Origin of the sequence: Bacillus sp. UNC69MF (genome assembly GCF_000746035.1) — a bacterium.
GTDB classification, from domain to species: Bacteria; Bacillota; Bacilli; order Bacillales; family Bacillaceae; genus Bacillus; species Bacillus velezensis.
The window spans coordinates 137164-161115 of record NZ_JQKM01000003.1 but is presented as its reverse complement, the minus strand read 5'-3'; the positions used below and the strand labels follow the sequence as shown (position 1 = coordinate 161115).

Genomic DNA, 23952 nt, shown 5'->3' with positions numbered 1-23952 from the left:
AGACATGGAAAATCCACGCCTCTTTTACCGTGAAGGTCTTTGCGCAATGGCTTCATAAACGGCTTCCGCCAAATCGGAGTTGCCGAACATCTCCAAAACGCCGATAACGGTTTGATCAGGAATCGGTTCTGATTCCTCCTTCGGCACGACAAGCTCTTCAGCCGTTTTTCGCAGCTCTTCGTTTAAAGGCTGTCCGGGATAAGCCTTGCTGTAAATGGCCATCGGATCAAGGTCATGATTGACGCACCACTGGGCAAACACCAAAATCATCATGTTTTCGTCACGCCGGTAATATTCTTCAAGTTGTTTTTCGGTAAACGGCTTCACTATCATTCGCTCCTCCAGAAAATCTACCCCTAAGATACACAAACACAGAGCGGAAGTAAACCAAAGATCATTTCACCATCAGTCAGAACCCTTTAAATAATGCAATGCCCTGACTCTCTAAAACTGTTGTCTGAATGTCCCGGACAGCGGAAGATACGGATTTGCACGGAAGCCATTTTCGTTTTCTCCCAATATTAATGCTTCGTTCAGATATTTCACTTTCACAAGAAAAAAGCGCCCCTCTCATAAAAGGCGCTTTTTCATTCTTATATGTTTCTGTCCCAATGCCGATGCTCAGCCACGGCGTTCAGAAATTGTTCATGGTTTCCGTCCGGAACAAGGCCGGGGCCGTTTTCGGTTCCGGCGGCGAGGGCGAGAAGTTCTTTTCCTTCACCGGAGGCGCCGATCGCTTTGTAATGGCTGAAAGCTTCGCTGACGAAGTCTCTGGCCGATTTTTGGGCTTTGAGGCTGTCTGTGCTTTGTTTTCCGCCCGGAATGAAAACAGCGTCGTACAGGACGGAATCCGCTGTCAGGAAAGTGGCTGACGCTTCGAGCTCCGTGCCGTTTTCCCCCTTGACGGTTCCCAGCGCGGGGCTGATGATATCGGCTCTGACTCCCGCCTGTTTGCATGCGTCAAGCACTTGTTTGACTTTCTCATCAGAAAACCCGTGGTCGGTTAAAACCGCGACCTGCCTTGTCGCTGCCGTCTTCACCGTGTTTTCCTGGCTTAAGGCCGGGGAAGTGAACGTTTCATCAGATTCACGGTCCTTCGGCGGCGGGTTCACGCCGATTCCTTTCGCAACACGCTCGGCAAGCCCGGCGTCGACGTGACTGAAGACATCAACCACCTGCTGCTGCACGTCCTTGCTGTTCACTTTTCCGACTTCAAAACAGAAAGCGGAGATGATATGTTCTTTCTCGGCGGGAGACATGCTGTTCCAGAACATCTTGGCCTGAGAAAAATAGTCATTGAAGCTCTCGCTGCGCTGGCGGATTTTTCTGCCTTCTACTTTTTCCTGGTAATGAACGTATCCGCCTTCTTCTTCTGAAGCCGGCGACGGATCATTGTTCTGCAGGGAATTTTTATGATAGGCGACGGGACCCTTATTAATCGTCATCCGGTGGTAGCCGTCGTATTGGTTGTTATGGAACGGGCAGACCGGCCGGTTGATCGGAATCTCGTGAAAATTCGGCCCGCCAAGACGGATGAGCTGTGTATCCGTATAAGAGAAAAGCCGGCCTTGAAGAAGCGGATCATTGGTGAAATCAATGCCCGGCACGACATTTCCCGGGTGAAAGGCGACCTGTTCCGTTTCCGCAAAGACATTGTCCTGATTGCGGTCAAGGGTCATTTTTCCGATCAGCTTGACGGGAACCAACTCCTCCGGCCACAGCTTCGTCGGATCAAGGATATCGAAATCAAACTTAAATTCATCTTCTTCGTCAATCATCTGAACACCGAGCTCATACTCGACTTTGCCGCCGTTTTCAATCGTTTCCCACAGGTCGCGGCGGTTGAAATCGGCATCTTTCCCGGCAATTTTCTGCGCTTCATCCCATACGAGGGAATGAACGCCGAGCACGGGTTTCCAGTGGAATTTTACAAAGCGCGCTTTTCCTTTCTCGTTGATGAAACGGAACGTATGCACGCCGAAGCCCTCCATCATCCGATAGCTTCGCGGGATGCCGCGGTCAGACATCGTCCACATGACCATGTGAGCCGACTCAGGGTTATTAGCGACAAAATCCCAGAACGTATCATGAGCCGTCGCAGCCTGCGGCATTTCATTGTGCGGTTCCGGTTTTATGGCGTGAACGAGATCCGGGAATTTGATCGCGTCCTGAATGAAGAACACCGGAATATTGTTTCCGACGAGGTCATAGTTCCCTTCTTCAGTATAAAACTTCGTCGCAAATCCCCTGGCGTCACGGACGGTGTCGGCTGACCCCTTGGAACCCGCCACTGTTGAGAAACGGACGAAAACAGGCGTTTTGACGGACGGGTCTTGCAAAAATTTCGCCCGTGTATATTCCGTCATCGGTTCGTACACCTGAAAATGCCCATGAACGCCGTACCCGCGCGCATGAACGACCCGTTCCGGAATCCGCTCGTGGTCAAAGTGCGTCATTTTTTCACGAAAATGAAAATCCTCCATCAGCGTGGGGCCGCGGACGCCCGCTTTTAAAGAATGTTCATCCTCAGACACGCGAAGCCCCTGATTGGTCGTCATTTTTTTGCCGCTGTTATCAGACCGGTACTGCTCCAGCTGTTCGTCCTTTGAGTGTTCATTTACTCGTTTGTTTTGATCATCACTCATGTCAGTTCCCCCTTTTAAAACGAAACATTCTACAGCACATTTACCCGCGGCGTTCTTCATATAAACTGCTGATCCGCTCATTAGGATTTTAGGTCTGTATTTACATATGCGGTCATACACATTTTGAAATAAGCCATTTTCACAGAAATAAATTGTGAAAGCGCTTACCAATACAGCTGTTGAACAGGGGAGGTCATATCGTGCTTGCCATACTCGGTTTTGTGATGATGATTGTCTTTATGTATCTTATTATGTCTAATCGGCTTTCCGCTCTTATTGCTTTGATTGTCGTTCCTGTTGTGTTTGCCCTGATCAGCGGATTTGGCAAAGATCTCGGCGAGATGATGATTCAAGGCGTTACAGACCTCGCTCCTACCGGGATTATGCTGTTATTCGCCATCCTGTATTTCGGCATTATGATTGACTCAGGTCTGTTTGATCCCCTCATTGCCAAAATTCTATCGCTTGTCAAAGGGGATCCGTTAAAAATCGCCATCGGCACGGCGGTTCTGACGATGACCATTTCGCTGGACGGAGATGGGACAACAACGTATATGATTACGATTGCGGCAATGCTGCCCCTTTACAAACGGCTCGGCATGAACCGTTTGGTGCTGGCGGGGATCGCGATGCTCGGTTCAGGAGTCATGAATATTATTCCGTGGGGCGGGCCGACGGCGAGGGTTTTGGCTTCCTTGAAATTGGACACGTCGGAAGTCTTTACGCCGCTGATTCCCGCTATGATTGCCGGCGTTCTCTGGGTGATCGCCGTTGCTTATCTCCTCGGAAAAAAAGAACGGAAGCGGCTCGGTGTCATTTCAATTGAACACGCGCCGTCCTCTGATCCGGAGGCGGCGCCGCTCAAGCGTCCTGCTCTCCAATGGTTTAACCTGCTGCTCACTGTCGCCCTGATGGCCGCGCTGATCACCAGCCTGCTGCCAATCCCTGTTCTTTTTATGATCGCGTTCGCCATCGCCTTGATGATCAACTATCCAAATGTCAAAGAGCAGCAGAAACGGATTTCAGCGCATGCGGGTAATGCGTTAAACGTTGTCTCAATGGTGTTTGCGGCAGGCATATTCACAGGCATTCTCTCCGGCACAAAAATGGTGGATGCGATGGCGCATTCTCTCGTTTCCCTCATCCCTGATGCCATGGGCCCGCATCTGCCGTTGATCACTGCGATTGCCAGCATGCCTTTCACTTTTTTCATGTCAAATGACGCCTTTTACTTCGGTGTGCTTCCCATCATCGCCGAAGCCGCTTCCGCTTACGGAATAGACGCCGCTGAAATCGGAAGAGCCTCCTTGCTGGGCCAGCCGGTGCATCTGCTCAGCCCGCTTGTGCCATCCACCTATCTATTGGTCGGAATGGCGGGCGTCAGCTTTGGCGATCATCAAAAATCCACCATCAAATGGGCCGTGGGAACAACGATTGTGATGACGATTGCGGCGCTTTTGATTGGGATTATTTCGTTTTAATTAAAAAAGGATTTCCGCCAGCGGAAATCCTTTTCTGTACATTATTTTTTTGTATAGCGCACCCAGTCATAATGAGCGTATAGCGGATTTACACCATTGTAGGAACCGAGCCAGTCATCGACACCTATCCCATTCCACAAGTTCATCATGATCTTTCCCGGGTTTGTCGGGATTTGGCTTGTCGCAGTATGTTTTAATTGCCCATCGACATACCATTTAATAGAGTTTGGCTGCCAATCGAACGCATACGTATGATAGGCATTGGCCGCGTCAAATCCGAGATCCGCAACCTTCTCATGGTTTCCCGCGCCATTTGTATAATAGTTAAATTGAACCTTTGTCGTGTCTTTTCCTAAAAATTCGATATCAATCTCATCCCAAGGAGTGCCATCCGTTGGACCTGTATAAGTGAAGAACGATGAAACGATCCCTGTGTTTTTAGCCGGTTTCATTCTGACTTCATAAAGTCCATAGCCATAGGTTTGAACGGAGCGGTTCTCCCCGCAGTCAAACTTGTTATAAGACGGGCTTGTCAGCGCCAAACGCATTTCACCTGATGACGTCATTGATACATTATTTGCACGCCACGTGCAGTTGAACATATCTCCATTGGAATAACCATTTGCTTTTTGCCATAATCCGGAGTTATAGCTGTTAAAAGGTTCAAAAAACGATCCGCCTGTTTGAGCTGATGCAGTAGAAGTGATCGCACACAAACTCAAAAACAATCCAGTGACAAGAAGCAGCAGCACTCGTTTCATACGATAAAACATGTCGGCATTCCCCTTTCTTTGAAAGCGATTTCTTTATTGATCATACATGATTCTGTTAAAAGGGGACATCGGTCAGAATAATGATAATAATGAATCTTAAAAAAACCTAAATTACCATCAGCACAAACAGAAATGATCAGCGCTCATTGTAATTTAGGTTTTGCCTGCTTATCAGTAACAATCCTAACAAGATCATATGTGAATGAAAGAAAAAATGAATACAAGGACAAAAATGCCAACGCTTTCATTATGCTTATTTGACTACCCTTTCTATGTGAATCGTTAAATACAGCAGCTCGTCACTGGTGAGCTTGTGTTCATACGCCCGCTCAATGCATGTTTGGATTTTCTTCGTGCATTCATACGCCCGATGGTACTTTTCTTTCACTGTCTTCAGCAAAAAATCGTCCTGGCTTTCCATATGTGTGCCGTTAAAAAGACGCTGCGCGAAAAACTTTAAGTGAGTGACAAACCGATAATAGTGAAGTGATTCCTCGTTGAAGTCAATCTTAAAATGGTATTTTACGATACTCAAAATCTCTTGCATGACTTTTGTAATGTTGATGATATTGGGCATCTCTTCATTCAGCTCGGCATTGACAATATGCAGCGCAATAAAGCCTGCTTCATCCTCCGGCAGAGACACGCCAGTCTTGTTTTTTACCATGGCCAACGCTTGTTTGCCGATTGCAAATTCGTCTTTGTACAGCCGTTTCGTTTCCCACAGTAAGGCGTTTTTGATATCCAGCCCTTTCTTATTGCGCTGGATCGCAAAGTTAATATGGTCGGTCAGCGACACATAGATGCTGTCATTGAGCTTTTTGCCGAGCTGTAATTTCGCATAGCTGATAATCTCTTCGGATACTTCCATACATTCGATCGGGATATCATACAAAAGGGTTTTGAACTTTTCGGATACATCTTTGTTATCGAGCGTGAACACTTTCTCAATGCGGGCTTCATCTACCGGGTCTCCCGTTTTCTTTTGAAAAGCAATGCCCCGGCCCATGATGACCAATTCCTGATTGCCTTCTTTGAGCACACTGACGACATTATTATTAATGACTTTCGCAATCTTCAATTCTGTCTCCCTCCCGCCTGACCATTTACCTGCTACACCTTGATTTTACATCCTTTTTGAACTAGGTCAATATCTCCAGGTCAATCAGAAAACGCCGTTCAGAAATCATTGTCCAACGATGAGGCAGCGGCGCATATAATGCAGAGAACCGGTTTTTGGGAAGGAGCGTGTGTGATGAAACGGTTTTCGAAAGAAGAAAGCAGCTGGATGCTGTATGATTGGGCCAATTCAGCTTACTCGGTCATTATTATGACGGCGGTATTCCCCTTGTTTTTTAAAGCCGCGGCGACGGAAAACGGTGTCAGCGCGGCTGATTCTACCGCTTATTTGGGCTATACGATTGCCGCCGCGACTTTTATTTTGGCGATGCTCGGCCCCGTCTTAGGAACGATTGCCGACTACAAAGGATGCAAGAAACGGTTTTTTGCCTTCTTTTTTCTGATCGGTGTGGCGGGCACCGCCGCGCTGGCTTTGATTCCCGGCGAATCTTGGATGCTGTTATTAATTTGTTATACGATTTCCACGATCGGCTTTGCCGGGTCTAATGTGTTTTATGATGCGTTTCTCGTTGATGTGGCCGCAAAGGAGCGGATGAATATGGTGTCCGCCAGAGGGTTTGGGCTGGGCTATATCGGCAGTACGATCCCTTTTCTCCTCAGCATTGCCGTGATTCTTTCAGCACAAGCGGAGGTGATTCCGCTGTCCGCCCAGGCTGCCGGCCGCATTGCCTTTTTGATTACGGCGGCATGGTGGGGGCTGTTTTCGATCCCGCTCCTTCTCCGCGTCCGCCAGCGCTATTATATCGAGAGGGAGCCGCGGCTTGTAATCAGCAGTTTTAAACGGCTGGCCGGCACGCTGAAGCAGATCAGGAAGCACCGGGCGCTGTTTTTGTTTCTGCTCGCCTATTTCTTCTATATCGACGGGGTCGGCACCATCATTACGATGTCCACGTCATACGGGGCTGACCTCGGCATCAGCGCGGCAAATCTGCTGATTGTTTTATTTGTCACTCAGGTCGTCGCCGCGCCTTTTTCGATTTTGTACGGACGGCTGGCCGAACGGTTTAAAGGAAAAACGATGCTTTATGCCGGAATCGGCGTGTATATGATTGTCTGCACGTATGCTTATTTTATGGATTCCGCTTTTGATTTCTGGGTTTTGGCTATGCTTGTCGCCACTTCCCAAGGCGGTATTCAGGCGCTGAGCCGCTCTTACTTTGCAAAGCTTGTCCCCAAACAGAACGCCAATGAGTTTTTCGGCTTTTATAATATCTTCGGCAAGTTCGCTTCGATTATCGGCCCTCTTTTGATTGCCGTCACCGCCCAGCTGACCGGGAATTCGTCAGCCGCCGTGTTCAGCCTGATCATTTTGTTTGTAATCGGGATTGGCATCCTTGCGTTTGTCCCCGAGGAGACGGCGTAAAAAAAGCCTGCGCGCGGCAGGCTTTTTTTTTTATTTCTTAGCTTTATGGACTTTCAGTTTTTTGCCTTTGACCGTCGTATTTTTCATGATGTCAAGAACGTGCGGGCCTTTGCCGTTCAGAATCTCGACGTACGATGCGTTGTCCAGAATCGTGATAATCCCGATATCATCGGCTGAAACGCCGTCGATTTTCGCAATCGTTCCGACAAAATCGACCGCTCTGAGTTTTTTCTTTTTCCCGCCGTTAAAGTACAGCTTCATGATGTCTTTGTTTAACTGTTCGCTTTTGTCTGTTTTGACATCGGGGCGGGCGTTCAGTTTTTCCGCAAAAGCCGCTTTCCGTTCCGCTGTTTCTTTCTCGGACGGCGCCTCCCGCTTTTGGATGCGGAAACCGATATATGTCTCAATGTCATTCAGGAACCGCGATTCAGACGGCGTCACAAACGTAACGGCCAGTCCGCGGTGTCCGGCGCGCCCCGTTCTGCCGGTGCGGTGCACATAGCTTTCTTTTTCAAGCGGAATATCATAATTGATGACGAGGCTGATGTTTTCAATATCAATTCCTCTGGCGGCAACGTCGGTCGCAATGAGATAGCGGAACTCGCCGCGCTTGAACTCGTTCATAACGTCAAAGCGGTCTTCCTGCACCATGCCGCCGTGAATTTTATCGCAAGGATAGCCCAGCCTGTCCAGCTCATCGGTTAACTGGATGACTCTTTCTTTTGTCCGGCAGAATATAATGCAGCTGTCCGGGTTTTCGGTGATCAGGACATCACGCAGCAAAGATGTTTTGTCCTCTTCTTCTGTTCTGGTGACAAAATGCTCGATGTCTTTTGTCGTCAGGCCTTCCGCTTTTACTTCAATCAATTCAGGGTCTTTCATATATGTGCGGCTCAGCTTCTCGACGTCATCCGGCAGCGTCGCTGAAAACAGCATGGTGACTCTGTTTTTCGGCAGATGCTGAATGATGGCTTCCACCTGTTCAATAAATCCCATATTCAGCATTTCATCCGCTTCGTCAATCACCACATACGCCAGCCGTTCAAGCGGCAGCGTCCCTTTTTCTATATGATCAAGCACACGCCCCGGCGTTCCGGCAACGACGTGGCTTTTTTGCTTCAATTCGGTTTTCTGTTTGTCAAAAGAAGCTTTTCCGAAAACCGCCGTGGCTTTTATCCGTTTGAAACGGCCGATATTCGTGATATCTTCTTTAATCTGCGCCGCAAGCTCGCGGGTCGGCGTTAAAATCAGCGCCTGCGGTTTGTTTTCCTCCCATTCCGCAAGCTCGCAGATCGGAATGCCGAAAGCCGCGGTTTTGCCGCTGCCCGTCTGCGATTTGACGACGAGGTCTTTTTTTTGCAGCGCGGCGGGGATGACGCGCCGCTGCACTTCAGTCGGCTCGGTGTATTGCAAGCCATTCAGCGCCCGTCGGATTTCGGGGCTGATCGCATATTCATTAAACTCATTCATGACTAAACTCCTTCTCTGTCCGGCTCCCCTCATTATACGCGAAATGCCGCCGCTTTACCCTGACGTTTTGCCGGGCCATTCGGGGGATTGCTTTTTCTTCATGTCAAGCACGACCCATTTGGCGCAATAAAAGCTCATGCTTCCTTCCCCGTCATCGACATAGTAGCGGATCGATTCCCAGCCGCCGTCGACCGGGCTGATATCCAGATGGATGTCGGTGATGCTCTCCAGATCATCCAGCCGGGCAGCACTCACACCTTCAAACCGCAGCACAGCATCATACTGTCCATCAGCCAGCTTCAGCTCAAACACCGGGATTTTATCATAATACTCGTTATACCCGTTATAGAACATAAACTCCGTCAATTCAAAACAACCCGGCGAATCCGGCCCCAGCAGAACTGCTTTCTCATGTTTGTGCCACTCCATTTTGTGCCTCCTTCTTTTCAGCTGTTTCATATTGACGGCAATAAAAGCGGAACGTTTGGTTCTCCCACTCCTCCACGAGAAAATGCTGTCCCTCATCTCCGTCAGCAGCAGGATCAATTGTTACAATGCCTGAACCAGCAGCATGACTCTCCATTTCTTTTATTTGAACGGAAGAAACGTCTTTGCATATGAGCCTCAAACAAATGAGCTGATGTTCATACTCGAAGGAAAACACCAACTCAATTGCAGAAATCTCTCGTTCCCGGAAAAGGCGGAATTCTAAAAGCTCTTGAATCAGCCACTTATTCTTTTTCATTTTCTATAAATTCTCCTATAGAAGCGGCATACAACTCAACATCGGCAGTCTCATGATCCCACAAATAAACAGTCTCCTCCATTACACCGTCCTTCTTTTTCAAGCACAGCTTATCTCCGGTTCCGTTGTCAGCAATTACGATCATATCGTCGGGCATGCTCTCTTCTCTGCACACACTGTTTTGCCTGATCACATCATCCCAAGTTTTCTGTAAGCGGCTTTGTTCACGGATAGGAAAAAAAATCCATTCTCCGATTTCCGCAGGGTTCTTTTTATGAAGCAGCCGTTTATACGCTTTCGGAAAAGACGCTCTCAAGCTTTGTTCCGCAGCTCCGAACTCTTCTTCTGTCATCCTGTTATTCCTCCTCCCGTAAAAGCATGAGATTCATTCACAAGCTGTCTTCACTTTTGAAATAAGACAGGAGCGTTTCTTTCTATCGCCCTTATTAGCGGTGAGCCAAATATCGTAATGGTTTGCTGCCGCGGATCCCCCAACAGCCCCCACTGAAACTCCTGGTGAATAAAGAAACCATAGTCTCCGTTTGGAATAACGGGGACAAGCCATTCACCGAATTCATCTTTATCAATTGGCACATGAGGATTAAATAGATAACATTCATGCTGCCAGTCCAGCGCATACATAAACTCATGCTTTAACGTACAAGATTGAAATGCCTTTAGAATCTGCATCTCTGCATCTTCCAGAAAACCGATACCATTGAATCCTTGAGATACATCAAAGACCTGAAACGGCTTTGGAGGTTTCATTGAAGCAAATATACTGCCCGGTTTCCATTTCACTGCGCGATTCACCCTGCGCCACAAGCGCTCTGTCTCCTCTTCACTCAAACCATGCCAATTCATGTATTCTGCCTCCCGCAGTTTCAAACGTTTCACCTCTGCCCTTCCTTTTTTAAAAGCCGCCTGTCAGCTCAGCAAGTAAAGCCTGTTGCTCTCATCAATCCCCGCAGCCTTATCTTGATAAGCAGCCACTTGCGTAAAACGGAGAGGTTTTCTTGAGATTTTATCAGTGAGCTGATATTCCCCAGCCTGTTTTGTCATGTTATGAAATTTTAGCGCTTTGTCAATTTGGCACGAAGCTTGATTCCGAATCAAAAAATAATATGATGAATCTTTCTTGAATTGTGCACTAAAGTCAAAGTCCGCCCTATGAAAGCTTAACGTTTCGCCTTGCAAATCGACCTTCCGAATATAATCTTCACCAAGCGTACGATAATGAAGATACATGGCATCTTTTTTTGCATACGCTCCGTAAAAATGATCAATAAGGTGCGGAGCCGTACGGAAAGTATCACTGCAAGATTTCCAAGTTCCGTCTTCAAAGGGAAAGCGGGCCACGCCTTTTGAACTGATATCGTCGTCCAGGCAAGAAAATATTCCCGCTTCATCGTAGCCCAGCCACAAATTATTCGCAGAATCGACTGTCATTGACCGGATATAACGTCCCCCGTAGAGCGAATGATAAAACCCTTTGAGCGGGTGCCATATATAAATATTCGGATCTTCCTGAATCACCCCATCTTCATAGTCCTTATGAATAAGAAACAAAAATAAATCCCCCGATTTTTGAACTCCGATTATATTCATTGATGTTTGAATTTGATAGCGATGACGTAAATGTCCATCACTGTTCCGGAATATGAAAATGCGGTTGATATATTCATCTTGCCGCTTTTCCTGAGCCAGTACGATGAGCTCCGTTGCATTCATGGACAAAATGATTGGGCCGCTTGAGTTGATTTTTGTATGAATTCTTGTAAAGACTAATTCCGACATGAACGCACCCTTTCTTCATGCATTTTCATATATGTCTGCATCCAATCTCTTAATTCTTCTATCGTATGCAGATAAGAATCAGGCGAATCTTTCAGATCAAACCCGCTCAAATATACGAGCATCTCCCAAACGGTTTCGTCCTCAACCGCGGATCATCTGCAGCCACATACTCAGACGCCCAATCCGACACTTCTTCCCTCGCCGCTTGACCGTTCAGGATCAGACCAGCCTTTTTCAGACATTCTGCTCTTGTGGGTTCTGTCACGTCAGAATCCTGCCTTTCATTTCTTGTTTAAAATGCTGACTAACAGCCTCCGGGCCCGTTCATGCCTCCCGATTTCCCGGCTGAGCTCCGGATAATCCGTTAAAGCATTTTTCAGCTGCGCATATTGCGGATAAAGCTCAAAAAAGGATTTATATAAAGCTTTACGCTGCCGCGCAGGCATTTGTTTATCTGCCAACACAAAATCTAAGCTGCCGCAGATAAGCGCGAAATACTCATAAAAATCCCCCGCGCAGTCAGCCCCCTCAAAGTCTTCTTCAAATCTCCCAGCATCTGAAGGCAGCGGACCCTCTAATTCTTTTTTGTGTAATTTCAGGTTTTGGATGACGTCATCATTTAAAGAATATCTGTTGGATTTCATCATCTCATTTTGACGCTTTCCAATTACTGATATCCCGCTTATAAATCCCCGAATTCGAGACCGCGTAAATGGCATTGCCAGTCAGCTTTAGCTGATGCCCGGAAAGCTCATGACCATCCGCATCACAGCACATTACCTCTTGCATCGGCAGACTGACATCGGCCGGAATGAGAGACAGTGAATGATCATCTTTGCATACCCAAAACCCGTCATCAGAAATCGCTAGCTGGTCGTAAACCCCGGAATATGTTTTATCAGAAATAATCCAAACTCGTTTCACGTCGGTTTCATCAAACGCAGCAATGACTGTATAAGAGTAATACAGCATGTAGATCAGTCCGTCTTTTTCTGCAAGTGCATAGCAGTCATCTGCCGCGGGCGCGTATATTTCTGAAAGCTGCTGATCAATGTGAGTTTTCTTTAGCTGCCCGTCTAAAGTGAAGCACAGCACACTGTGCCCTTCAGGATTTTCATCACTATAAATACCTTCATCACTTAAACCGATCCACAGGTTTTGTTTTTCATCCAAAAGACTGCATGAAACCCCTGAAGGCAGAGAAAATGCACTTTGTTCTGTTCCTTCTGCTGAAAATACTTTCACTTTATACTCATGCGATTCAAAGAAAATCAACACATACCAGTCAGCCGAACTCTGTTGAAACAGCATAATATCCTCATACGGGATTTGTTCATCGATATGAATCACTCGCGTATCGCCCGATTTGTCGATGATCGTAAACGAAAGACCTCCATTCTGATGCCGTCCGAGATACAAACGCCCGCAGTTGTCAAAATGGAAGAAACGTCCTTTTATTGATTCGTCATGTATCTTATTCATTTTTATTTTCATGTCATTGCCCTTTGTATTTATAATGCGCCGCGAGCTTTTTTTGAAATTCATCCGAAACAATCTGATCCGGGAATACAACAGATACCCAGTCTAAAACACGGTCGTCTAAGGGCCTCCATGATCCTAACGTTTTTCCCGCAATCTCCTGATCAATACCTAGAATACAGATTTCAAAATCTCTCTCTCCGTAAATCGCCCACTTTAAAGTCGGTGAAGCCCATACGACACGGGATGCAATATTCATTATGCTGTCATTTTTACTGTGCTTTGGATAATCAGTTAAGATTGAAAGATATTCATCTTCGGTTATATTTAAAGGAATATTTAACCAGTTAAAATATCCGAATTCCTCGTAAAACCGATTCATATCATCCGGCTGTGTCAGAACAGCCATTAAGATAAATTCATCGTGATGATGATGCGCCAAACTTTTGAGCATTTCCCAGCCTTCTTCAGACAAGACCCAGTGGAATTCTTCGAATAGATAATAATGTTTTCGTTGTTTAAAAACTTGTTCGGGCAACGCTTTGTCTTCATGAAATAAGGAATATATTTGAAATTGAAAGACTACCGATTCCTTTGTGTTCTTTATAAAAAAGGGATGCATCTTGTACCTCTTTTCGGCGGTTTACACACAAGCTCACAGCCGTATTCTGTGTGAAATAAACAGACAGAAAATGAGAAGGACGGCTCCACTAAAATAAAGCTGTTAGAAAGCAGCCGGCCTTCAAAATCTATAAAATCCATGAGACAGTGCAGATGACTTGCACAATCCTTCAGCGCACATTTGATAGCACCGACTTCATTACTATACGGATGAAACAGATAAACAATATCATTCATCCGTTCAACCCCCGTATCCGCAATGTTTTCTAAAATAAGCGATATGGCTGTCTCCTTGTCGCTTATATCAACTTCACGCACTGCACTTGGGAAAGAATTCGATAATATAGTCTCAAATATCTGCCTGCTTTGTTCTGCCTCAGCTAATTGATAAACAAACCCTGATTCTTCACAAGATCTTAGCGAGGCACGCACCTGTTTCATTAAAAAATGCCTCTTGTTTTCCTCAAGCTTGTCAATTAACTTTTCTCTCATCACTGAACACTTCCTTACAGGATATTTTCATTCTGCCGGCATGTATGCTACATAGAAGTAATTAATACTTCACCAGATATAAATCGTTATCACTAAAGATAAACATGCGGTCCTGTACGGCTCTGTACGTTGTTTCTCCTTTTCTATCAATACCGTGTATCATGACGTCAGTCTCTGATAAGCCTTTGTTCTCTTCATGAAATGCAAATAGGGTATCCTCGTGACTCTGAATCAGCAGCACCCTTTTTTTCGAAACGGATAGCTGATCACAATAGGAGTATTGATCGCCGTCCAGCACATATTCTGCAACAGTACGAATTCTGTCCCGTCCAATCTGATAATGCCCGATGATACAGCAATCCTCTCCCTCGAAACATACATACAAATCAGATTTGATCGATTGTACGGCATAGCATTCATGCATCATTTCTTTAAAATCGTCTTCAAAATAAAACGTTCTGTCTTCTGCATGAAAAGCAAATATCGCTTTTCCTTGAGGATTTCTCTCATCATACATACCCTCGTCCGTTAATCCGATCCATAGTAATCCATCCTCACCCAGAAGAAATACATTAGCGCTTAATAGAAAAGAACAAATCGGATTGATTTTATTACTGTTTACGCAGTATGCAGCCAATTGACACGTATGATTTTCCAGGTAAACGATCACGATAGTGTCATCATACGAATCAACCAGATAGAAATGGGCATCTTCAGAAAATCCGTGTAACTCTTTTTTGATTAAAAGAGAGCTGCCTTTCATAACCTCCAATATTACTTTGTGATCGTGCACCGACACAATAAATACTTGATCATCCCGACCCGCATTGAAATAAATGATGTGCTCTCTTTTATATGACCCAACCCGCTCCGCGATAAGTTCTAACATCAGCAACACTCCATAGATTAAGAATCTGGAATTTATATTAAATTAATCAATGATATATAAATCTGCTGCATCGTATTCAAACCAAATGATTTTTTCATTATTTTCAGTAGTTACATCAACCTTTTGAGTGTTCAGGTTCATGTAGGACTTATTTTTGGCAGGGTTTGCTATTATAACTACAAAGTCATTGATCGATGCTAAAAAATATAATTCATCTAATAAGTGATCTGCCATCAATTGTTCTTTGGTTAGGGCACATTCAATATGAATGAACTTCTTCGAAACAGTATTCATATGTATCATTTTCTTTTCAACCTTCTTCTTCCATTCTTCAATAAAAGAAGGGAATGCCATTACTTCTATTAGAGCTGTTTCGAACTCTAAGTCATTCATTAATTGAGAAAAAGTATCTTTACTCACTAGATCACATGAATAAATCGAATTGTATTTAAGCGGATTAATCACATTCAGATTCCCTATAGCCCTCAATGATTCTTTTTGTAAATTTAAAGGAGTGTTCATGTTTACCTCCGTAAACGGTTTCGTTATGTAAGAAAAGAGAGGCTGGGAACCTCTCTTATTTGTTTATTTATGATTTCGGATGATACGCATAAAATGATTGGTCGTCAAAGCGAACTGTTTCAGCTTCTACAGCAATCAGCATGCTGTTCATGCCAATGAGAAAATTAGCATTTGATTGATACTCCGGAATTACAGCATTTGATAGATTACCGATTCCTTCCGGGTGGTAACTCATCTCAAATACTTGCCAATTGTATTCTTCCGGATCTATTTTTTCTAATCTCATATCACCAATATCTGCACTAAAATAAACAGATGCTGCATTTTGAAAAAGAATGTTATGCGTACATTCGGCTTTATTTTCAACGACCTGAATCTTCAGTGAAAGCTCTTTTTTAAACACATGAAAGTCAAAATGAAGGACAGCGCACCCTCCGTCTATATAATCTACCCATTCATTAATTGTCTTGTACACCGTTTATCTCCCTAATAAAGTTTTGGAGTCTTTGAGATCTGATTTTAAAGTCTTCACGAAAATTTCTAGCTTTTCTTCATTACAGTTCAATTTATAGAAGGTTGTATTTGAATGATTTTCCATAAATCTAATGATAAATCTGTAATGTTCGTTTTCTTTATCAATACTTAGGATAAAAAATGGTTCAATTGTTTCTAAACGTATCCTGTCTTGATTGCCTGCTGATAATGCTTCAATATCTGATATCAGCATTTTATATTCACTTTCTAATAAAACGGCAGAGTAATCGCGGGCGATTGCTTTATTATGTTCCAACAGTTCAAACGTTGTTGAGATAAATGGATCATCCTTCGCCTCATGATACCTTCTCGGTGTTATTTCAAGTTCCAGACAACCGTCTCCGATTTTGGCCATGCTGTCTCCTCGTTCTCTACTTAATAGCTTTAATTTAGTAGTAAATGATTTGAATGACGCTCTGGAATTCAAGCTAAGTTTAAATCGATTGTCACCTTTTACTGTCTCAGTTCTAATCACCTACCCACTTATTATCTATAATTTTTTTTAAAAAGCCTGTTAACCAAAAGATGATCAACAGGCTCATCTATTTTTTATTTAATGCCATTATTTAATAATGTTTATAATATTTTCCTTATGTCTAGATCCTATTCTGATTGTCTCGGAATCTGTTATTTCTATATGATAAAGAACATAATCCAGTAAATCTTTAATAATTGTTTTCTCTGCTAAAGGGGCTCCATTTAATATATCTTTTAACTCAACATCTTTTTCCAATAAGATTATATTTTCATGCGCAATTATTGTATTTTTGTACTCTTCTGCTGAGGTTTTTATAAATGAGATTTTTTTATTAAACAAAGTATTTGTTTTTAAGCTCGCTGAGAATATACAAGTATCACTATCTTTATTTGAAACAGAGTAAGAATACATTGCGTATTGTTTATTTTCCATATTTTTTAATATAACAAATATTAAATCCTCTATTGTTTTATACTCTTTTTCAACCGAATCATAGTCATTGAGAGTTGATATTTCATAAAAATAGTACATTTAATTCTCTCCTTCTATCTTTTATACACTGTAAATCGCCATTGTGCACTGCCTCTTTTCCATTTCCCTTTATATATAGAAAACTTATTACTTTGTAAATGATAACCATGATTATTATGTGGTGTATGCCACTCTAGAGATCTATATATAGACCTCCCAGTCTTTTTCTTTCTCGAATAGATTATTCCCCAATAACCTCTTCCTTTTTCTCTATCCCCTTTTATACGGCCTACTTTATGAATTCTATATGGAATCCTTTTCGCGATTTTTTTTGCGCCTTTTTTAATAACTGATTTAGTCCATTTCTTTGATGCATTATATGCCTTACCAACATTCCTCTTTGCCCACTTTCCTGGAGCACCATTCCATGACCTTTTTATTACTTCCCATAGAATTCTGGCCCAGTGCCCATCTGGGTCGACCTTCATCACCGGATTGTTATTGGCATAAGTATATCCATTCTGATCCAATGAATCCCCGTCACTGCCCGGGTCTGGGTCTAGTGATAAGAACACGCCGTTTCTTGGTTCGTAGTAGCGGGCCATGAGATAGTATAGACCGGTTTCTTCATCGTACTGGTAGCCTGCGTAGCGGTAGCGGTTGTCTTTTACTTCGTCGCTTGCTTCGGTTTTTGTCGGATTTCCCCATGCATCGTATTGATATTTGGCAACGGTTTTTCCGGTGCTGTCTGAGATGGCGATGACGTCGCCGTGTGCGTTGTAGTGATAGAAATATTTCTTGCCGTTCTTTGTATAGGATAACAGCTGGCCGCTGTCACCGTACGTGTATGATTTTGTGACGTTGTTGTCTGCGTCTGTTTCATACAGGACATTCAAGCTGTCTCCGTCGTAGAAGTAGTTTGTGACGTTTCCGTTGACGTTTTTTTGGATTCTGTTTCCTTTTTCATCGTATTTGTATGTTGCGAACGGCTTGTCTTCGCCTTTTTTTGTTACGGCGGTCAGGTTGTCTTCCGCGTCCCACGTATATGTGAATTTGCCGTCGGATGTGCGGTTGCCGTTTTTATCGTAGGACAGGTCTTCGTCATTCACCTTCGTCAGCTGGTTCATGATGTTGAAGGAAGCGTTGACTGATTTGCTTGCGCCGTCCTTTGTGGTGGTAACATTTGTCCGGTTGCCGAAGCCGTCGTACGTATATTGAATGACAGTGCCGTCTTCATGAGTTTCTTTGACGAGCTGGTTGAGCTTGCCGTATTCGTACTGCACCTTTCCGCCCGCTGAGCTGTCGATGACCGTGCGGTTGCCGTTGGCGTCGTATTCATAGCTTTCCCGGAAGATGCTGCCGCCGTTTTTCGCTCCGATATGAAGAGAGCTGACAAGATTCCGCTCATCATATGAGAAGCTCGTGCCGACTTCATTTCCGCTGATGAATGTCTGGACATTGCCGTTTTCATCATAATCAAATGTATAGGCTGAAGTGCCGTCTTTCATTTCAATCATTTGATCAAGTTTGTTGTACGTAAAGCTGTTTGTTCCTTTTTGGCCGCCGTGGCTCCATGAGAAAGTTTTCAGCTTATCCGAATCAGCCGGATACGTCCAGCTTTGGCTGCCGCCGCGGTCGGTTAATTCGGTCAGGCGGTTTTTGTTGTCAAAGGTGCGTTTTTTCGTTGTATTTTGTTCTTTGTTTGTGACCGACGTTTCATTGCCGTTTTTGTCATAGGTAAAGTTGTATTTTTCAGTGCCGTTATACGCTTTTGACTTAACCCGGTCGGTGCCGTCATAGGTCAGCGACACTTCATTGCCGTTGGCGGAAACGGTTTTCGTCAAGTTACTGTTGGCGTCATATTCACTCTTCAGTACATTGCCGAGCGGGTCGGTTGTTTTGACGAGCTTGCCCATGACGTCATATTCATATTGATAGGTCTGGTCTGCGCTGGCCCGAATCGTTTTTGTCAGCTCATTTCCTTCCTTGTCATAGCTGTGAAGGATGGATGTGCCGTTTGACAGGGTCAGCTTTGTCAGCTGGTCGGCCTGATCGTATTCGTAGGCGGTTGTTTCGCCTTTCGCGTCGGTTTCAGACATTTTCTTTCCAGTCTCGTCATATGAAGCAGTGCTTGCATACCCTAGTTCGTCTTCTTCTTTTGTGACGTAGTTTCCTTTTTCGTCATAGGTGTTTTTCGTCAGGATGCTTCCTTCGATTAAACGGATATCATCAAACCACGCCGTTCCTGTGGCGCTTTTTTGGAACAGAATGCTGAGTTCGATTTTATTGATCGGCTTTGTTTTCGGAATGACTGCCGCCGCCCGGTTCCATTCCTGTGTCCCCTGCGGGAATTTGGCGGTGTAGACGCTCGTCGTGCCGTCCGCATAAGTGACGTCAGCCTGAAGAGCGTAATCATTGTCGTTCGTTAATTTTACGCCGTCAGCCTTGGACATCCCTGTCAGCGTGATATATACCGGCTTATCGTCCGCGCTTTGGCCTAGCGTAACGGTTTGTTTTGCGGCCGCATTGGCTTGTGATGCATTTGTGCGGGACGCTTTTAATGAGCTGTCATCATCGAAGCCTTCATCAAGGTCAGCGGCGGCTCCGCTTGTGCTCCAGCCATCTGTTTTGGCCGTGAAACTGCTGTTTTGCACCGGGTTATAGCTTGAAGAGACTTCGCCTTTTTCCAGCTGAACCTGATCAAACCACGCTTTTCCTTTGCCGTCCTTGTCGTTATGATCCACTTCCATATAGACGATGGCTTTTCCTGCATTGGCCGGTGTTGTAAAGGTGATCTGCCGTTTCGTCCAGTCATTCTTTCCGGCTAATGCGCCTGATTCATTGTGAATCCATTGAATGCGTTTTTGGTCTTTGTCACGCAGATCAATGTTGAAATACGCTCTTGCCTTCGTCAGATCCGTTTTGATCTGGCCGCTGAGTGTATACGTCGTATTCGGCTCTAGCTGCACTTCCTGCGTTGCGGACGCATGGCCGTGCTCTGTTCCGGCTGAAGCGGATTGTGACGAGATCTCCAATGCTTTTTGTCCGGACAGCGCGCCGCTTCTTCCTTTGACAGACGCGATGCTTCCGCTGTCTCTCGTAGCGGTGAGATTCCAGCCCAGCTTTGTTCCTTCAAAGCTGCCGTCTTTCAGCAGACTTGCCGAAGCTGCCAGCTCTTTGCTTGATTGAATGAGATTTCCGTACTTGTCATACACGGCGGCTGATGAGGATTTTCCGCTTTGATCCGTTTCAGAAACGGCATCAAGTCCGTCGTACGCAATGTCAGTGACGTTCCCCTCGGTGTCCTTCATTTTCGTTACGTCATTGTTTTTGTTGTACTGATACGTTTCGGTGCCGTAGTTGTCTTTTACGGCTGTGACGTTGCCGTCTTTATCATATTGATAGCTTTCTGTCGCTTTGCCCGCATCCGCGTCGTTCGGATCGGTGTCCTGAATGACGTTGTTGCCTTCGTATACGGTGTTGGTCGTGATTTTCAGCCCTTCGGCATCATCGATCATCTGAATCGGGTTGCCCGCTTCGTTATAGCCGTACTGCACTTTGCGGCCGTTCGGCTGCGTCATGAGCAGCGTTTTTTTGTCCGCGTCATAGCTGTAGTCGTACGTTTCTTTTTTCGCATTGACGGCTTTGGCCAGACGGTGGCCGCTGTATTGGTATTCAGTGAACAGCGGTTTATCATCCGTGCTGTTTGCGGAATACTGCTTGACGAGGCGCCCTTCGGCATCATAGTCGTAGCTTGTGACGCTGCCGTCAGTATCCGTCACCTTTTTGAGAAGGTCTTTGTCATATGAATATGAAATCTTTTTGTTTTTCGGCCCTGTAAGAGATGTGACATGGCCGTTTTCATCATAGGTAAATGTCAGCTTGCGCCCTGATGCGTCTGTTATGGCGGTCAGCTGATTGCTGTCGTTATATTCGTATACGGTTGTGTTGTTGTGTCCGTCAACGATTTTTTGGAGCTTGCCGCCTTTTTTGCTGAAATAAGCGTTCGTCTGATCTTTTGTTTTTAATACAAATTGATCGCTTGTTTCCGTAAGTTCGAGATAAACGCCCGTCGGCGGCTGATACGTGCCGTCAGATTTTTTCGTGAAGACATGTGTTGTCGCGTCCTCATCAATATAAACGGCTCTGCCGTCTTCAGAAAGGATCGACGTTTCCGCATCGGCATACCAGCCTTGGCCGAACATATGGTCAGAGCTGTCAAGGCTGTTGAAGGTCCGGGAGAGTCCGAGCCCCGGTCCGCGTCCGTCGATTGACATATCTTCCTCATTGACGATGACATTTCCCGTCGCGCCGTTCAGCTGTCCGTCCGGAATGTCGATAATAGACCAGAATTCTTCCGTTCCGAGGAATTCCGCCCCTTCATGGAAAACAGGGTTAAAAGGTGCCGTCGGTATGCTGTCACCGTTTGCGTCATAGGCGGTCAGCGTGAAGGAATAGTTCTTCTTCCCTTTGTAATTGCCGTTTGCGTTTTCGTAAACAGGTGAAGGGTCAAGCGCCAGTTCGCCGCCCTTTCCGTCCGTGTGAAGCTGGAATCTTCCCGCTTTCACTTCATCGGCTGAAGGCCAGATGTGTTTGTTTTGGGTCGTCCAATGATCGGTATCCCCGACATCGAATGATTGATAGTCTTTTCCGTTGTAGATGTTGATTTTGTAGCCTTTGGCGTTTTTGACTTTATCCCATATGAGATTGACATAACCCGTTTGGCTCGATTTCGTGTTCGTATAGACATAGCCTGTCAGGTTTTTCGGCTTTGCGATATCAGGCAGCGCCGGACTCGCTTCCGGTGAGGCGATCGCTTCTCCGTCTTTGTTATAAGCAATGACTTTAAATCCGTAGGTTTTCCGGTTCGCATCTCCGCCGGCGTTTTTATAAACGGGGCCCGGGTTGATCGGCAATTCCGCGCCTTTTTTGTCTTTCAGGTGAAGCGCATATTTTCCGGCGCTGATTTCCGCCTTTGTCGGCCAGATGTTTTGATCTTTTGTGGACCAGGATGTTTTATTTCCGAGGTCAAGCGTTTCAAAGCCTTTGCCGTTAAAGACTTGCATTTTATACCCGGCTGCGCCTGATACGGCTTTCCAGGAAAGATCAAACCAGCCTGTGGCGTTGTTGTTATTAAAGCCTTTCGTGCTCGGTTTCTGAACTCTTCCGATATTCGGAATGACGGGCTTGGCGGCCGCAGACATGGCGCCCTCTCCCTGGTCAAACACCGCGCTGACCGCGACCCAGTAATTTTTACTTGCCGGATAGCTGCCGCCGGCGTTTTTATAGACCGGCGAAGGATTAAGCGCTAATTCAGTTCCGCCTTTTCCGTCTGTATGCAGCTTATATTTGCCGGAGTCGATTTCCGCTTTTGTCGGCCAGATGTTTTTTCCTTTTGTGCTCCAAGAGGTTGCATTGCCGACCGGAATGGCCTGGTATTCTTTCCCGTTATAGAGCCAGACTTTATAGCTTTTGGCGCCTTCAGCTTTTTTCCAGCTGATATTGAAAAATCCTGTCGAATCTCCGTTATGATACGCTTTGACAGACGGCGTGTCCGCCTTCGGAATTGTGTATGTCACTTCAATGTATGGTTTTTTAGCAGAGTTTGCTGATGACATCAGCTTCTTCCAATATTCTTTTCCGTTGCCGTTTGCGTGAAGCTTAAAGCCGTAATTGGCGCCGCCGCTGTTCCACGACTTGACTGCGGAGGTGACATCGAAGCTTGCCCATTGGCCTTTATAGACCTCGGCTTTGCCGATGTTTTTGGAGCCCGGCTTGTTCTTCCACGTAATCTTGGCATTGTCGTAATTGCTGTTAACGGTGTCGAGCCAAAGCCCCGTCGCTTTTGATCCGTAATAGGAGTGGGCTGTGTACGCTTTGAGCGTCGCTTTCGTCACCGTCATGTTTTTGATCGGCTTTAGATTATCAAACTTCATAAAAGCGTAGTTCGTTCCGGTTGTGCCGTCATAATATCCAGTTTTCAGCACGTACGCTTTCAATCCGGCATCCCATTTCTGCGATGCGGCAGAGTAGTTTGTCGTCGGGTACGCGCTCATGACAAAGGTATCGGATGACACAGATACTGATGTTGAAGGGTCAATAGATACCGGATAAACCCGCTTGGGATCTTTCAGCCATTTTTCATCGGCCGTTACATGGAGCAAGTAGCCTTCACTGTTTTTTTCAAGCTTGAAGCTGACATCTTCTGACCTGCTGACTTCACCTGACTTTTCGTCGAGATCTGAGTCGGTCATAAAGGGCTTCGGCACGGTGTAGACGACATTGTCTTTATCATCAGAAAACGCGATCGAGCCGTCTTCCTGTTCTTTAGCCTGAAGGTCGGTTTTGATTTGAAAGGTGAAGGAATTGTAGCCTTCATATTTGTGAAGCACAAGGTCTTCTTTTATGTTTTCGTTAAATGTGTAGGTTTGTAAATCAATAGCAGGAAACACTTGCTGATACGTAAGCTCGTTGCTGTCTTCCTTGACTTTTGCTGAGGCATCTGTCGGAGTGATTGCAGCCTGATCGGGGCCTTTTGCGCCGGTTAATGAGTATGTGAGCTTATAATCATCATGTTCAAATGTAGCGTATAATCCGTTTTTCATTTGCTTCAGAAAATCGGAGTTCAGCACTGTATTTTCCGTCCCGACTTCCTTTGATCCGGTTTTCAATTCAGGGGAAACGTCTTCCCAGTCCGCATTGGCGGTTTCTTTCGTATGAATGGGGTCTGTGTAGATTTCCTGTTTGTACACACCCTCGCCTTCATAGTAAAGCTTTGAATTCTCAGTTCTTTCAGACGTGATCTCACCGTCTTGATTGATATCTTTTTGATCAAAAGGCATCTGCTCAGATGCTTTTTCCGCCGGAAGATCTTTTTCCGGGTCTGCGGCCGGAATGGCGGCGGTTTTCGCTTGATCTTGTTTTTCACGCGTTTCTGCCGCAAACACATCGGCAGGCGCAATGGAAATCATCAGCGTTGCCGCAAGAGTGCCGGCCAGCCATTTTTTCCACTTGTTCTTTTTTCCTATTTTCATAGGTTCTCCTCCTTCTTT

22 protein-coding genes and 1 pseudogene are annotated in these 23952 nt (G+C 45.4%); 2 read left to right on the top strand and 21 right to left on the bottom strand.

The genetic code is table 11. The features are described 5' to 3' along the window. Window positions 1-24: 24 nt before the first annotated feature. Both BR62_RS0100760 and BR62_RS0100755 read right to left on the bottom strand, forming a co-directional pair. On the bottom strand, window positions 25-333 hold the full coding sequence (locus BR62_RS0100760) for a hypothetical protein (RefSeq protein ID WP_015418528.1): 309 nt from the start codon (window positions 331-333) through the stop codon (window positions 25-27). A gap of 260 nt (window positions 334-593) precedes the next feature. After that, window positions 594-2645 (bottom strand): catalase, encoded by a 2052-nt coding sequence (locus BR62_RS0100755; RefSeq protein ID WP_032867874.1) that lies wholly within the window; start codon window positions 2643-2645, stop codon window positions 594-596. A gap of 200 nt (window positions 2646-2845) precedes the next feature. Here BR62_RS0100755 and citH point away from each other — a divergent pair, with 200 nt between their 5' ends. Next, the gene (gene citH / locus BR62_RS0100750) at window positions 2846-4126 is read left to right on the top strand and encodes a citrate transporter CitH (protein WP_032869360.1); all 1281 of its coding nucleotides are present in this window, start codon (window positions 2846-2848) and stop codon (window positions 4124-4126) included. Window positions 4127-4167: 41 nt separating this feature from the next. Here the strand turns inward: citH and bglS are convergent, their stop codons facing one another. Both bglS and licT read right to left on the bottom strand, forming a co-directional pair. Continuing rightward, on the bottom strand, window positions 4168-4899 hold the full coding sequence (gene bglS, locus BR62_RS0100745) for a beta-glucanase (protein WP_007407782.1): 732 nt from the start codon (window positions 4897-4899) through the stop codon (window positions 4168-4170). A 253-nt stretch (window positions 4900-5152) separates the two neighbouring features. Next, entirely contained in the window at window positions 5153-5980 is an 828-nt protein-coding gene (gene licT / locus BR62_RS0100740; protein WP_032869358.1) for a BglG family transcription antiterminator LicT, read from the bottom strand. 171 nt (window positions 5981-6151) lie between these two features. Here licT and BR62_RS0100735 point away from each other — a divergent pair, with 171 nt between their 5' ends. Next, window positions 6152-7402: an MFS transporter gene (locus BR62_RS0100735; RefSeq protein WP_156097756.1), complete on the top strand. Its 1251-nt coding sequence runs from the start codon at window positions 6152-6154 to the stop codon at window positions 7400-7402. A 30-nt stretch (window positions 7403-7432) separates the two neighbouring features. On the opposite strand, the gene BR62_RS0100730 is transcribed toward BR62_RS0100735, so the two are convergent. The 17 genes and pseudogenes from BR62_RS0100730 to BR62_RS0100650 form a co-directional block, all read right to left on the bottom strand. After that, window positions 7433-8872, bottom strand: a complete 1440-nt coding sequence (locus tag BR62_RS0100730; RefSeq protein ID WP_015418533.1) for a DEAD/DEAH box helicase — start codon at window positions 8870-8872, stop codon at window positions 7433-7435. 54 nt (window positions 8873-8926) lie between these two features. Further along, window positions 8927-9301, bottom strand: coding sequence for a hypothetical protein (locus BR62_RS0100725; protein ID WP_032869354.1), 375 nt, complete (start codon window positions 9299-9301; stop codon window positions 8927-8929). Continuing rightward, complete coding sequence (locus BR62_RS0100720) at window positions 9282-9617, bottom strand: hypothetical protein (protein ID WP_032869353.1); 336 nt, start codon at window positions 9615-9617, stop codon at window positions 9282-9284. Before BR62_RS0100720 ends, BR62_RS0100725 begins: the two co-directional genes overlap by 20 nt. Next, entirely contained in the window at window positions 9604-9969 is a 366-nt protein-coding gene (locus BR62_RS0100715) for an SMI1/KNR4 family protein (protein ID WP_032869351.1), read from the bottom strand. The genes BR62_RS0100720 and BR62_RS0100715 overlap by 14 nt, the downstream gene beginning before the upstream one ends. 50 nt (window positions 9970-10019) lie before the next feature. After that, on the bottom strand, window positions 10020-10481 hold the full coding sequence (locus BR62_RS0100710) for a DUF2716 domain-containing protein (protein ID WP_032869350.1): 462 nt from the start codon (window positions 10479-10481) through the stop codon (window positions 10020-10022). Between the two features lie 63 nt (window positions 10482-10544). Then, complete coding sequence (locus BR62_RS0100705) at window positions 10545-11348, bottom strand: hypothetical protein (protein ID WP_231559572.1); 804 nt, start codon at window positions 11346-11348, stop codon at window positions 10545-10547. A 53-nt stretch (window positions 11349-11401) separates the two neighbouring features. Then, window positions 11402-11679 (bottom strand): annotated as a pseudogene (locus BR62_RS19800) (DNA-binding protein). 16 nt (window positions 11680-11695) lie between these two features. Next, on the bottom strand, window positions 11696-12061 hold the full coding sequence (locus BR62_RS0100695; RefSeq protein ID WP_032869345.1) for a YxiJ family protein: 366 nt from the start codon (window positions 12059-12061) through the stop codon (window positions 11696-11698). 1 nt (window position 12062) lies between these two features. Further along, a complete protein-coding gene (locus BR62_RS0100690; protein WP_032869343.1) occupies window positions 12063-12908 on the bottom strand; it encodes a DNA-binding protein in 846 nt (281 codons plus the stop codon). Between the two features lies 1 nt (window position 12909). Beyond that, window positions 12910-13515, bottom strand: a complete 606-nt coding sequence (locus BR62_RS0100685) for a hypothetical protein (RefSeq protein ID WP_032869341.1) — start codon at window positions 13513-13515, stop codon at window positions 12910-12912. Next, a complete protein-coding gene (locus tag BR62_RS0100680) occupies window positions 13497-14006 on the bottom strand; it encodes a YxiF family protein (protein WP_015240874.1) in 510 nt (169 codons plus the stop codon). The genes BR62_RS0100685 and BR62_RS0100680 overlap by 19 nt, the downstream gene beginning before the upstream one ends. Before the next feature lie 61 nt (window positions 14007-14067). Then, window positions 14068-14895: a hypothetical protein gene (locus BR62_RS0100675; RefSeq protein WP_032869339.1), complete on the bottom strand. Its 828-nt coding sequence runs from the start codon at window positions 14893-14895 to the stop codon at window positions 14068-14070. Window positions 14896-14937: 42 nt separating this feature from the next. Continuing rightward, window positions 14938-15417: a hypothetical protein gene (locus BR62_RS0100670; RefSeq protein ID WP_025285510.1), complete on the bottom strand. Its 480-nt coding sequence runs from the start codon at window positions 15415-15417 to the stop codon at window positions 14938-14940. 67 nt (window positions 15418-15484) lie between these two features. Beyond that, on the bottom strand, window positions 15485-15892 hold the full coding sequence (locus BR62_RS0100665; protein WP_032869337.1) for a YxiG family protein: 408 nt from the start codon (window positions 15890-15892) through the stop codon (window positions 15485-15487). 3 nt (window positions 15893-15895) lie between these two features. Then, window positions 15896-16306, bottom strand: coding sequence for a WapI family immunity protein (locus tag BR62_RS0100660; protein ID WP_032869335.1), 411 nt, complete (start codon window positions 16304-16306; stop codon window positions 15896-15898). Window positions 16307-16513: 207 nt separating this feature from the next. Beyond that, window positions 16514-16960 carry a hypothetical protein gene (locus tag BR62_RS0100655; RefSeq protein ID WP_032869333.1) on the bottom strand — a complete coding sequence of 149 codons (447 nt, stop codon included), beginning with the start codon at window positions 16958-16960 and terminating at the stop codon, window positions 16514-16516. A 14-nt stretch (window positions 16961-16974) separates the two neighbouring features. After that, a complete protein-coding gene (locus BR62_RS0100650) occupies window positions 16975-23934 on the bottom strand; it encodes a DNRLRE domain-containing protein (protein WP_032869331.1) in 6960 nt (2319 codons plus the stop codon). Between the last annotated feature and the right edge of the window lie 18 nt (window positions 23935-23952).

Bases quoted from the DNA above. Each gene is read 5' to 3' on its own strand.
- BR62_RS0100760 (WP_015418528.1), bottom strand. From the start codon at position 333: ATGATAGTGAAGCCGTTTACCGAAAAACAACTTGAAGAATATTACCGG.
- BR62_RS0100755 (WP_032867874.1), bottom strand. From the start codon at position 2,645: ATGAGTGATGATCAAAACAAACGAGTAAATGAACACTCAAAGGACGAA.
- bglS (WP_007407782.1), bottom strand. From the start codon at position 4,899: ATGTTTTATCGTATGAAACGAGTGCTGCTGCTTCTTGTCACTGGATTG.
- BR62_RS0100730 (WP_015418533.1), bottom strand. From the start codon at position 8,872: ATGAATGAGTTTAATGAATATGCGATCAGCCCCGAAATCCGACGGGCG.
- BR62_RS0100725 (WP_032869354.1), bottom strand. From the start codon at position 9,301: ATGGAGTGGCACAAACATGAGAAAGCAGTTCTGCTGGGGCCGGATTCG.
- BR62_RS0100720 (WP_032869353.1), bottom strand. From the start codon at position 9,617: ATGAAAAAGAATAAGTGGCTGATTCAAGAGCTTTTAGAATTCCGCCTT.
- BR62_RS0100715 (WP_032869351.1), bottom strand. From the start codon at position 9,969: ATGACAGAAGAAGAGTTCGGAGCTGCGGAACAAAGCTTGAGAGCGTCT.
- BR62_RS0100710 (WP_032869350.1), bottom strand. From the start codon at position 10,481: ATGAATTGGCATGGTTTGAGTGAAGAGGAGACAGAGCGCTTGTGGCGC.
- BR62_RS0100705 (WP_231559572.1), bottom strand. From the start codon at position 11,348: ATGAATGCAACGGAGCTCATCGTACTGGCTCAGGAAAAGCGGCAAGAT.
- BR62_RS0100695 (WP_032869345.1), bottom strand. From the start codon at position 12,061: ATGATGAAATCCAACAGATATTCTTTAAATGATGACGTCATCCAAAAC.
- BR62_RS0100690 (WP_032869343.1), bottom strand. From the start codon at position 12,908: ATGAAAATAAAAATGAATAAGATACATGACGAATCAATAAAAGGACGT.
- BR62_RS0100685 (WP_032869341.1), bottom strand. From the start codon at position 13,515: ATGCATCCCTTTTTTATAAAGAACACAAAGGAATCGGTAGTCTTTCAA.
- BR62_RS0100680 (WP_015240874.1), bottom strand. From the start codon at position 14,006: ATGAGAGAAAAGTTAATTGACAAGCTTGAGGAAAACAAGAGGCATTTT.
- BR62_RS0100675 (WP_032869339.1), bottom strand. From the start codon at position 14,895: ATGTTAGAACTTATCGCGGAGCGGGTTGGGTCATATAAAAGAGAGCAC.
- BR62_RS0100670 (WP_025285510.1), bottom strand. From the start codon at position 15,417: ATGAACACTCCTTTAAATTTACAAAAAGAATCATTGAGGGCTATAGGG.
- BR62_RS0100660 (WP_032869335.1), bottom strand. From the start codon at position 16,306: ATGGCCAAAATCGGAGACGGTTGTCTGGAACTTGAAATAACACCGAGA.
- BR62_RS0100655 (WP_032869333.1), bottom strand. From the start codon at position 16,960: ATGTACTATTTTTATGAAATATCAACTCTCAATGACTATGATTCGGTT.
- BR62_RS0100650 (WP_032869331.1), bottom strand. From the start codon at position 23,934: ATGAAAATAGGAAAAAAGAACAAGTGGAAAAAATGGCTGGCCGGCACT.